This is a genomic window from Chryseobacterium sp. OV279 (assembly GCF_900128945.1).
Taxonomy (GTDB): Bacteria; Bacteroidota; Bacteroidia; order Flavobacteriales; family Weeksellaceae; genus Chryseobacterium.
Genome location: NZ_FQUD01000005.1, coordinates 15,376 through 27,197, shown reverse-complemented (window position 1 = coordinate 27,197; position 11,822 = coordinate 15,376). Strand labels below are relative to the sequence as shown.

General features: G+C 37.5%; 8 protein-coding genes. 5 read left to right on the top strand and 3 right to left on the bottom strand.

Annotation, left to right across the window (positions count from 1 at the left end; all coding sequences use genetic code 11):
* Position 1: 1 nt before the first annotated feature.
* Complete coding sequence (locus BUA72_RS21440) at positions 2-3,037, top strand: SbcC/MukB-like Walker B domain-containing protein (protein ID WP_072925119.1); 3,036 nt, start codon at positions 2-4, stop codon at positions 3,035-3,037.
* Positions 3,038-3,165: 128 nt separating this feature from the next.
* Here BUA72_RS21440 and BUA72_RS21435 read toward each other — a convergent pair whose 3' ends face one another.
* Together BUA72_RS21435 and BUA72_RS21430 are read right to left on the bottom strand one after the other, a co-directional pair.
* Entirely contained in the window at positions 3,166-3,987 is an 822-nt protein-coding gene (locus tag BUA72_RS21435; protein ID WP_072925117.1) for a hypothetical protein, read from the bottom strand.
* A 115-nt stretch (positions 3,988-4,102) separates the two neighbouring features.
* A complete protein-coding gene (locus tag BUA72_RS21430) occupies positions 4,103-5,128 on the bottom strand; it encodes an LLM class flavin-dependent oxidoreductase (protein ID WP_072925116.1) in 1,026 nt (341 codons plus the stop codon).
* A 107-nt stretch (positions 5,129-5,235) separates the two neighbouring features.
* Here BUA72_RS21430 and BUA72_RS21425 point away from each other — a divergent pair, with 107 nt between their 5' ends.
* Positions 5,236-6,042: a TraB/GumN family protein gene (locus BUA72_RS21425; protein ID WP_228407934.1), complete on the top strand. Its 807-nt coding sequence runs from the start codon at positions 5,236-5,238 to the stop codon at positions 6,040-6,042.
* 270 nt (positions 6,043-6,312) lie between these two features.
* On the opposite strand, the gene BUA72_RS21420 is transcribed toward BUA72_RS21425, so the two are convergent.
* Positions 6,313-8,454: a S9 family peptidase gene (locus BUA72_RS21420; RefSeq protein ID WP_072925113.1), complete on the bottom strand. Its 2,142-nt coding sequence runs from the start codon at positions 8,452-8,454 to the stop codon at positions 6,313-6,315.
* 582 nt (positions 8,455-9,036) lie between these two features.
* On the opposite strand from BUA72_RS21420, the gene BUA72_RS21415 reads away from it, so the two are divergent.
* The 3 genes from BUA72_RS21415 to BUA72_RS21405 all read left to right on the top strand — a co-directional run bounded on the left by BUA72_RS21415 (position 9,037) and on the right by BUA72_RS21405 (position 11,761).
* Entirely contained in the window at positions 9,037-9,549 is a 513-nt protein-coding gene (locus BUA72_RS21415) for a YceI family protein (RefSeq protein WP_047454627.1), read from the top strand.
* A gap of 160 nt (positions 9,550-9,709) precedes the next feature.
* Positions 9,710-10,537 carry a 4,5-DOPA-extradiol-dioxygenase gene (ygiD, locus tag BUA72_RS21410; protein ID WP_072925111.1) on the top strand — a complete coding sequence of 276 codons (828 nt, stop codon included), beginning with the start codon at positions 9,710-9,712 and terminating at the stop codon, positions 10,535-10,537.
* Between the two features lie 54 nt (positions 10,538-10,591).
* The gene (locus BUA72_RS21405) at positions 10,592-11,761 is read left to right on the top strand and encodes a carboxypeptidase-like regulatory domain-containing protein (RefSeq protein WP_072925110.1); all 1,170 of its coding nucleotides are present in this window, start codon (positions 10,592-10,594) and stop codon (positions 11,759-11,761) included.
* Positions 11,762-11,822: the final 61 nt, after the last annotated feature.

Here is an 11,822-nt window from a genome sequence, read left to right as displayed (position 1 = left end):
GATGATACCTGTTCAATTAACGATCGAAGGTTTATATTCCTATCAGGAGCGCCAGACCATAGATTTTAAAAACCTTACCGATGCGGGATTATTTGGTATTTTCGGGGCTGTAGGTTCCGGAAAATCATCAGTGCTTGAGGCTATTTCGTTTGCTCTTTATGGCGAAACGGAGCGTCTGAATATGCGTGATAAAAGGGCATATAATATGATGAATTTAAAGTCAAGCAGTTCTTATATCAAGTTTGATTTTATCAATTATGAGAATAAACTGTTCCGGGCAACCAGAGATTTCAGACGAAATTCTAAAAAATTTGAAGATGTAAAACCTTATTCGGTTACATTTTATGAAAATATTGATAACAAATGGATTCCACTGGATCATTCCAACGCGGAAGCCATTATTGGCCTGAGTTATTCGTATTTCAAAAGGACCATCATTATTCCGCAGGGCCAGTTCAAAGAATTTCTGGAATTGGGCGCTGCTGAGCGAACCAATATGATGAAGGATATTTTTAATCTTCAGCGTTATGATCTTCAGAATAATGCTTCTGCTCTGTACGGGAAAAACAGGTCTGAACTGGATCAGCTGGAAGGTCAGTTAAAAGGTTTTGAAGAAATCAATGAAGAAAATATTCAGCTTCAGAAAGAATATCTGGTGGAGGAACAGAAGAAGTTCGAAGAATCCAATCAAAAGTTTGAGAAGATTTCAACGACTTATCAGCAGCTGAAAAATTTAAAGACAGATTTCGAAGGTTTAAAACAAAATAGAGAGAACTTTGTTAAACTATCTGAAGATAAACCCCGAATTGATGTTTTGGAGCTGCAGACAGAGCTTTACGACAAAGTATTTCGGGTATTCAATCCTTTAATTGCTGAGAAAAATAAACTTTCCAAAGAAATTGAAGCCAAACAGATTGAAAAGGAGCACCAGATAAAAACTTTTCAGGAAACTGAAAAGGATTTTAAAGCAATTACGGAACAACTCAGTGTGCTGGAACCGCAGTTTAAAGCACTGGAACAGTCTAGAGCTCAGGAAAACGACCTGAATCTGATCGTAAAAATACTGACCTTTTCAAATGAAATCAAAGCACTTAAAGACAGAACCCAAAAAGGATCCGAAAAAGTAAAAGAAGTAGAAGAAAACAGGAATAGTATTCAGAAAAAGATTGACACCCTTTCCAAAGATGCAGATATTCTGAAGGCACAGAAACTGGATTCGGCTGTCCTTTCGGCAGTTGGAAACTGGTTTATTCAGCAGAAAAACTTCAAAAAATCACAGCAGGAGCAGATCAGCAAAATAGAAAACCAACAAAAACAGATCACCGATATTTCTGAGGAACTGAAGCATTTTTCTTACCATGAAAATTTTAAGGAAGACTTCAGAAGTAAAAAGGAAATTCTGGAAAAAAAGAAAAAGGAACTTTCACAAAAACAGGATCACTTAAAAATCCAAAAGGAGCTGTCCCGTTTTGCCAGTGAACTTCATGATGGTGAAGCCTGCCCGCTTTGTGGCGCTTCGGAACATCCACATATTGTGGAAATTCAGGATGTAAATGCTGAACTGCAGGAAATCCAGGAGAATATTCATGCTGCAGAACAGGAGATCTTACAGAATCAGACACAGGAAACTGAAATTGAAAAAATAGTAGCCCGAAGAAAAATATTTGATGAGCAATTGGCTAATGAGCAGAAATCATTGACTAAGATTCAGCAAGACATTGAGAATCATCTTCAGCATTTCGTCTGGCAATCATTCAGTCCGGATCATGAAGATGAATTTGAAAAAAAACGATTAGATTCTTTTGCCATCGAAAAGAAGATGGAGGAAAATAACCAGCAAGTTGCTTTGGAAAGAGAAACGCTGGAAAGAGAAACTAAGACCTTAGATAAATACAGAAGCGCTCTGGAAACTTTCAGACTGGAAGAAGCTGCGAAACAGGAACAGATCAATATCAGCCTTTCCAATCTGAAAATGCTGGACTGGAACAGCTATGAACAAAAAACCGTACAAGAGGTTGAAGATGCTTACCACAAGCTATCACAGTTGAATACGGAAACGGAACAGAATTACCAGAAAGCATCACAACAAGAAAAAATACTTGCTCCTAAACTGGCAGAACAAAAAACGATCGTGAGTCAATCTGAAAAACAGTTGACGGAGCTTGAAAAAGAAATATCTGAAAATAAAGAAGCCATCACTTTAGCACTCATTGAACAGAATTTTGCGGATTTTAAAGAAGCCGAACATATTTTACGTCAGGAGATCAATGTACAGGAAGCCAGAGCTGAGATTCAAAAATTTAAAATTGATTATGAAACTTTAAAGAAGGTTATTGAAGGTCTTGAGTTAAAGCTGCAAGGTCTTTCCTTCGATGATGAGCAGTTTTCTCTGGCTGAAAAACAGTTCTCTGACGCTCAGACTGATCTGAAACAGATGAATGATGCTGTTGTCAAAATCAAGTCGGAAATTGAAAGACTGGAAAAAGAATTCCGGAAGAAAGAAGATCTGCTGAAGAATCTCGCGGGTCTTCAAAAGCGTTCTGAGAATTTAAAACTGATGATGAACCTGTTCAAAGGCGCTGGTTTTGTACAGTACGTTTCCTCTATTTATCTGAGACAGTTGTGTGATCACGCGAATGTCCGTTTCCACAGGATGACAAGAAATCAGCTGAGTCTTCAACTGAATGAAAGCAATGATTTTGAGATCATCGATTATCTGAATGAAGGCAGAAGCAGAAGTGTAAAAACCCTTTCCGGCGGACAGGCGTTTCAGGTTTCACTGAGTCTGGCTCTTGCTTTGGCGGAAAGTGTTCAGTCTCATGCGAAGGCTGACAAGAATTTCTTTTTTATAGATGAAGGCTTTGGAACCCAAGATACGGAGTCAGTCAATATCGTTTTTGAAACCCTCACGAATCTGATGAAAGAAAACAGAATTGTAGGGATTATTTCTCATGTGGAAGAGCTTAAAGAAAAGATTCCGACGGCCCTGAATATTGTGAAGGATGAGGAGAGAGGAAGCTTGATTGAGATTGTGTAAAGATAGATAATGTTATCGTTAAAAATAAATTACAAAAATAAACCGCAGTTGTCTGCGGTTTATTTATTTTGCTGTAAAACTATACCTATTTAATTTCCCAGTATAAAGGTTTCCGTACCATACTCTACCTATTTTTTTTCCTCTTCTTTATTCATTTTATCATAATCTTCAGAGGTCATCACAGATACATTATTTGATTTACTATCCCAGAGACTTATGTATTTTTTTGAAACGACAGTGTAGTTTTCCCAGTTGGTAAATCTTTGATAAAGCATGAGCGTACAGATATCGGTTGGTGTTATTGCCTGCCAGTTCTCCAAAATATGAGAGTGGGCTCCACCGCTTGATTCACCACCATCATCATCTTTAATCTTTTGAACAATCATTCCCTGGTGCAGCTTTTCTACCTTCTGAATATCATTTTTATCATTAAAAGTGATCAGATAATCATTCCCGAATATGACAATATTCGAAATAGACGGACCCGTTATTACATATACTTTCTTAGTATTATTTTTAATGACAGGAATCAAATTAAGACTTGCATTTTTATAATTTTTAAAAATAGTATCGTTTTGAACTCTTGTCAGTGCCCTCTGTCTAATACTAAAATAATCGTATTCTGTAGCTGTAAATTCTCTTTCGCTGAAATCTTTTTTAGCATCTTTCGGATTAAAATTAGCTGGAAAAGATATCGTTGCAATCACTTTATTATTTTTAGAAAAGAAAATGCATTTGGGAACTGTCTTATCTACGTAAGAGAAATAGCCACCAACATTGTCCATTTTATCATAACCTTCCTTAAAAACATCGGTACCGTACCAACTTGCCATTTCACTTTGATAAAGTGCCACACCTTCTTCTTTGATCTCTTTCGAGATACTTTCTGCGTTTTGAGCAGCAATAAGTGTACAGGCAAAAGAAAATAAGATAACCAGAATATTTTTCATCGTATGGGTTAGGTTTAACCAAAAATACTGTTAATTAATACATTTTCAAACTTTTCAGCTAAATTTTTAACTGAAACATAACTAATTCTAAAGAATTTCTACTTTGAACTAATATTTACAAATCTTTAATTACAGGTTTTACCTCATCCCCAAACAGTTCGATCGATTTCATCATAATATCATGAGCAGGATCACCGATGTCCATATGTCCGATGAATCTGGTGATGCCAAAAATCTCTTTCATGTAGTTGATTTTATCCGCTACTTCTGCAGGACTTCCAATGAACAGAGCGCCTTCTCTTGCTCTTCCGCCATCATACTGCATTTTCGTGTAAGGAGCCCAGCCTCTGGTGGCCCCGATTCTGTCCATCTGAGATTTATAGTTATTGAAATATCCGTCCACTACAGCCTGATCATTACTTACAAACGTATGGGAATGAATTGCAATCTGCATTTTGGATACGTCATGTCCCGCTTTCTGATATTCCTGCTTGTAAAATTCTACCAGATTTTTAAACTGTACCGGCATTCCCCCGATGATGGCTACCACCAAAGGCATTCCTAATTTTGCTGCACTTAAAACTGATTGCGGAGTTCCTCCAACTGCTCTCCAGATCGACAATTTTCCGTCATTTTTGGCTCTTGGATAAACCGTTTGGTTCTGCATCGGTGCACGAAGTTTCCCTGACCACGTCACATTTTCTTCTGAGTTGATCTTTAAAAGCAATTCTAATTTTTCATCAAAAAGTTCTTCATAATCATTCAGTGAATAGCCATATAAAGGAAACGACTCGATAAAGCTTCCTCTTCCGACAAATATTTCAGCTCTTCCGTCTGAGATCAGATCTAAGGTTGAAAAATCCTCATATACTTTCACGGGCTCCGAAGAACTTAACACGGTAACTCCACTTGCCAGTTTTATATTTTTGGTGATACTCGCTGCGGCAGCCAATACCATTTCCGGTGACGAAACTGCATAATCCGGACGGTGATGCTCTCCCATCGCAAAAACATCAATGCCCACCTCATCCATTAATTTTACCTGATCCAGTATTTCACGGATCTTCACACCTGCATCTCTATATTTTCCGGTAGCCTGATCAAAAGCCAGGTCACCAAACATTCCTATTCCTAATTCCATATTTTTAGATTTTAGATACACAAAATTACGGATGAAAAAGCTCAAAAACATTGATGTTTGTTAAGAACGGATTTTACCTATATTTGGCACTTTCTATAATGATAAAAATGAAACATACCCTAACAGCGTTCTTACTTCTCCTGACCGGCTTCTGTTTTTCACAAAGCAAAACCGAAATTTACGTCATCGGCAACATCCATGACAGTGTGCCCAATTATCATCCTAAAATACTCTTCGAAATACTCGATAAAGTAAAACCGGATATCATCCTTCATGAAGTAGACAGCCAGGGAATGAAAGACTATGAAAACGGCATTAAGATTACAGAAAACGAGATCAAAGCAAGCAATGCCTATCTGAAAAAATATCCGAAAACATTAAGGTTCGCTTTTGATTTTGAAGGCAGAAATCAATACAGAAAAGACAGAGGAATGGTTCCTACGGATAATTTATCGGTAAAACTGATTGACAGTTTGTATAAAGCAAAACAACTGGCTCCTTCGGAAGTGAAGATCTATGAAAATTTCAACAATCTCACGAAAGACCTGATGAAGATTGCAGAATTAGCTCCGGAGAATTTTAATAATGCCACGACCGACCAGCTCTCAGGAAAGAGACAGAATGCCCAGTATTCCGAGCTTTTAAAGATCATTGAAGCAAGACCTGAATTTGCGAAAAGATTTGTGGTAAAGCCAAACGGTGAAAAGATCAGCTACAGAGACGGTTTTAAATTAATGTCCGGATTCTGGGACCTCCGAAACCAGACTATGGCTAAAAACATTTACAAAGTTGCGGAAGCCCATCCCGGTAAAAAGATTGTTGTGCTTACAGGTTTCCTGCACCGGTATTATATATTAAAAGAACTGAAAAGAATCAATGACGGCAAGTATGTGACAAAGGAATTTTATGATTAACCTGAATTCGGATTGTAATTAGAGTCTGTTTAAAATTTATTTTAATCTTAATAACCTTTAGCTTATTTTATAATTTAAACATTAAGGATTTAAGCAATACGCTCACTGTTGAATGAAGAAATCAATAAATTGATTTTTTTAAGTTCTTTAAGCATCAAACCTTTTAAAAGCTTAATTTCTTAATGTTTAAAAAAATAAATCTCCAAGAAATTAAAAATACATTCTAAATACTAAAAACAAAAAATCCAGCCTTTCGGCTGGATTTTTCTATTATTTCTTCAGGTACTGATCAAAGTAGTCCGTCACTTTCTGCATCAGGTGAACCCTGTCTTTCCCGATCACATTATGCGGATGTCCCGGATAAGCAAAGTAATCCAGCTGAACTCCATTGTCTACTGCAGATTTGATAAATTTAATGGAATGCTGCCATACCACCACATCATCCTGAGCTCCGTGAATCATCAGTAATTTCCCTTTCAGGTTCTGAACTTTATCCAGAAGATTCGCTGCTGCATATCCCTGAGGATTTTCCTGTGGCGTATCCATATATCTTTCTCCGTACATGATTTCGTACATTTTCCAGTCGATTACCGGTCCTCCGGCAACACCTACTTTAAATACATCCGGCTTACGAAGCATGAAACTTGTCGTCATAAATCCACCAAAGCTCCATCCATGGATTCCCATTTTCTGAGCATCGACATAAGGAAGAGATTTTAAGTAGTCTACTCCTTTCATCTGGTCATTCATTTCTGTGGTTCCCAGGTTTCTGAAAACAGCCTGCTCAAACTTCATTCCACGGTTGGCAGAACCTCTTCCGTCCATCGTGAAAATAATGTATCCGTTTTGAGCCATATATTCGTACCAAAGGTTTCCTGATGCCGGGAACGTATTCGTTACCAGCTGAAGGTGTGGTCCGTTGTACAGATACACAATTACCGGATATTTTTTGCTTGCGTCAAAATCGGTCGGAAGAATGATCTTTCCGTAAAGCGGAGTTCCGTCATCAGCTTTCAATTCTACATTTTTAATTTCAGGTCTCTGATAATTTTTCAATGTATTTTCTGCCGTCAGGATATTCGTAGATTTTGCCGTACTGGTATTGATGATATTTATAGATCTTGGCGTACCAGCATTACTGTAAGTATCGTACAGATAATTTCCGTCGCTGCTTAAAACTCCTGTGTGTACACCGGCCGCATCATCCAGACGCTGCATTTTGAAGTTCGTCCAGTTGATCTTATATAAATGTTTTTCCGTAGGAGTTTCCTTCGTAGAAGTGAAATAGATCTCCTTTTTCTTTTCGTTAAAACCTAAGATATCAGTAACCAGCCAATCTCCTTTTGTAATCTGGGAAACCAACCCTTTCTCAAGGCTGTAGTGGAACAGGTGATTGTATCCGGTTCTCTGACTCTGCCAGATGAAGTCTGTATTCGAATTCGGGAAGAACGTAAGCGGATGCTGAGGCTCAACATATTTGTCGCTGCTTTCTTCAAATAAAGTTTTGATCAGATTTCCTGTAGCTGCATCGTACTGATTCATTTTCACATGATTCTGTCCACGGTTCAGAACGCCTACAAAGATGTATTTTGAATCCGGACTCCAGGTAACTGCTGTCAAATACTGATCTTTTTCGCCTTCTATTTTAAGGAAAGTGGTGGATTGGTTTTTAATATTATAAATACCCAAAGTGACTTCATGAGACTTCTGCCCTGCCATCGGATATTTAATGTTGTGATTCACAGCCGGCGTTACAGACCAATCGATGATCGGATAATCTGCCACCATTGTCTGATCCATTCTGTAGAATGCTACCGCTTCAGAATTGGGAGCCGGGAAGATTCCTGTATCGATTCCGAATTCATTTCTGTGAACTGTTGCTCCTCCGTTGATGATATTTTCATCAGAATCATTGGTTACAGCAAGTGTTTTACCGTTTTTGTTGACAAATAAATTATTCTTTACTGTAAAAGCAAAAGTCTGATTATCTCCGAACATTTTCACGTTAGAAGCATTTCCTTCCACCGCAGCAGCTGATTTCACTTTCCAGTCGTTTCCGGATTTTTCGATCCAGAACATTTTGTCGTTGGCACTGAAATAACCGTTTGAACCGTTTGTAAATTTGATCTGCGGAACCGCTTTTAGTTTAGCATCAGAAAACGATTTGTTCAATTGCGTCAGAGACACTAAAGTATCCTGCTTATTCGTCTTAAGATCGGTGATCAGATAACTGCCTTTCACAGCCTGAATGTAAGATTTACCATCCGCAGCCCATGAAAACTGAGAGATATTTTTCACGGCAAGATTCGTTCTCAATCCGTTTACTGCCTCCGCCATGGTGAATTTTTGGGTCTGAGCAAATGCAGAACTACCCAAAACCAGCATCAATAAAGAAAATTTATGTAATTTCATTGTATAAAATTGAATCCCTCAAAAATAAGAAATAAAAGTCATCCGTTAATAAATGTTAAATTAAAACATTCATAAAACAGGATTAATGTACCGATAAAAATAAATTCTTAACTTAATGGTAGGAAATTAGGTGAATGGTCAATTGTGAATTTTACCGCGATAATTCACTATTGACTTGCGTAGCAAAATTGACCTTTCACAGGAAATATTGTGTGAATGGTGAATCGTCAATAGTGAATTTTACAACCGCAAACAATTGACATTTCACTTGCGAAGCAAAATTGACCTTTCACAGCAAACATTGTTTCAACGATGAATGGTCAATTGTGAATTTGTCCACCTTAATAATTGACTATTGACTTGCGAAGCAAAATTGACCTTTCACAGGAAACATTTTGTCAATTATGAACCGTCAATCGTGAATTTTTCAATCTCAATAAATGACTATTCACTTGCGAAGCAAAATTCACCTTTCACAGTTCAAATTCACACAAAAAATCATTTCTTATCCTAAATCAATGACCCGTATATGTTCTCTGTCCTACATTTGCAGTATCAATAACAAACAAAAAATACAATACAATGGCAACAAAATGGAACCTAGACCCAACGCATAGTGAAATTACTTTCAAAGTAAAACACATGATGATTTCTAACATCAAAGGAAACTTCAGAACATTCAATGCTGAAATTGAAGCTGACGATGATACATTCACCAACGCTAAAACAACGGCTACGATTCAGACTGATTCTGTATTCACCAATAATACAGACAGAGATAATCATTTAAAATCTGCTGAATTTTTCAATGCAGAACAATATCCGTCTATCACATTTGAATCTCAGGCTTTAAATGATACCATAACTGGAAACCTTACGGTAAACGGTGTTACAAAACCAATCACTTTAGATGTAGACTTCGGTGGAATCAACGTTGACCCTTGGGGAAATACAAAAGCAGGTTTTTCTTTTGAAGGAAAAATCAACAGAAAAGATTTTGGACTAAACTGGAACGCAGCTCTTGAAGCAGGAGGCGTAATGGTAAGCGAAGACGTAAAAATCGCCGGAGAATTACAGTTTGTAAAACAGGCATAATAAAAACGGATTTTTTGGCGTAGAAAGGGAGCCACGAAGTGGCGACTTAACCAAAAATAGGATGTAATCCTATTAAACAAAAAAATATCCAATTCATAACATAAAAAGGTTCAGGGATTTTTCTAAAAGCCTTGAACCTTTTTCTAATTACAACCTCATTATGAACCTCAACGATCTGCAAAACATCAGCAACAATTTTGGAAATACCCAAAGAATGCCCGTTTTATTTCTCGGGCACGGTTCGCCGATGAATGCTATTGAAGAAAATCAGTTTGTACAGGGATTCAGAAAAGCAGCACAGGAGATTCCAAAACCTAATGCGATTCTTTGTATTTCCGCACACTGGTACACGCAGGGAACTTATGTCACTGCGATGGATATGCCGAGAACCATCCACGATTTCGGCGGTTTTCCAAAGGCTTTGTTTGATGTACAATATCCTGCTCCGGGAAGCCCGGAACTGGCCAAAGAAACAGTTGAACTTTTAGCTCCGGCTTTGGTAGAGGAAGACCATAACTGGGGACTTGATCACGGCGCTTGGTCGGTGATCAAGCATATGTATCCTAATGCTGATATTCCAGTGATCCAGCTGAGCATCGATTATACAAAACCTCCGCAATATCATTTTGACCTGGCTCAAAAGCTTAATAAACTTCGTGAAAAAGGTATTCTGATCATCGGAAGCGGAAATATTGTACATAACCTCCGCCTAATTGATTGGAAAAACATTGATACAGTAGGCGCCGGCTGGGATTGGGCTATAGAAGCAAGAGAAAAGACCAATAACTGGCTTCTGGACGGAAATTTCCAGAATATCATAGAATATCAGAAACAGGGAACATTCCTTCAGTATGCTGTTCCTACACCGGATCATTACCTTCCGTTGATCTATTCATTAGGCTTAAAAGATAAAGCGGAGAATCTGTCTTTATTTAATGATGAACTGATCGGTGGATCTTTAAGTATGACAAGTATAAGGATTGGATAAACCTGTTTTAAGAGTCTTTTTTTTATCACTAGAAATTTAGTAATATTGTTTACCATGAAAAAAACGATATTACTATTTTTGTTTATTCTCCCTTTGTATTTTGTAACCGGGCAGATTATTAAAGGCCGTGTAGTCAGTGATACCGGCAATCTCATTCCCGGTGTGAATATTTATATTGACGGAACTAAAACGGGAACTATTTCAAAAGAAGATGGAACCTTCAGTCTCAGTATTTCTTCTACGACTTTGGGAAATGTCGTTTTTCAGAAGGACGATTTTGAAACTTTTACTACCGCCGCTTCAGAGGTTATCAATAAAAACCTGAAAGTGGTTCTGACTAAAACCACTGCTATTGAAGAAATCAGGCTGGTTCCCTATACTCCGGAAGCTTACAGAAGTTATATCAATTATTTTCTGGAAACTTTTATCGGCAGTGACCGTGAACACGTAACGATCAAGAACCAAAAATCGCTGAAGTTTTCTTACGATAAAAAGAATAAATTCCTGAAAGTAAAAGCTCCGAATACTTTAATCATAGAAAATAAAAATCTGGGATATGAGATTCAGTACAATCTGATCAGTTATTCCTCAGATTTTAATACCCGCATGGTCAATTATACGGGGACAAGTTTTTTCAAGGAAACAAAAAGCACTGATAAAATCAAACTTAACCGGATGAATGCTTACGACGGAAGTCTGCTTCATTTTTTCAGAAGCATTTACAATAATCAAATCCCAAAAGAAAAGTTTATTGTGAATCATGTGGTAAAAGTTCCCAACCCGAAATATCCAACGGAAGAAGAACTGAAAATACTTGATGATTTTAAGCAGATCGTACAAAGTTCGGCAATGCTAAAAATACCCGAAAACATAAGTGATATTTCCCGGAGAAAAAACAGCCAGAAACCTTATGCACTGGCGATTGTAAAAACACAAATCCCTGATTCCGCGTACGTGGAAAGAAAAGATGGGAAGGTACTGTTCAGTTTTAAAGATATGCTGCAGGTGAACTATCAGAAATATTTTTATGAAATTAAGGGAAAGGAATTTATTAAAGAGGGATTACCCATTACATTGTCTTCCTATCTGCATCCTGAAGGTGAAGTCTTTGAAGTAACAAAAGAAGGGAATATCTCCAATCCGGACCAGCTCATCAACGAAGGTGATTTTACAAAAAATAAAATTGAAAACCTACTTCCGTTAGATTATCAGCTGGGAGACTGAGATATTCCCTTTGATATTTTTATTAAGAGACAGCCTGGATGTTTAAGGAATAAATCTCAGC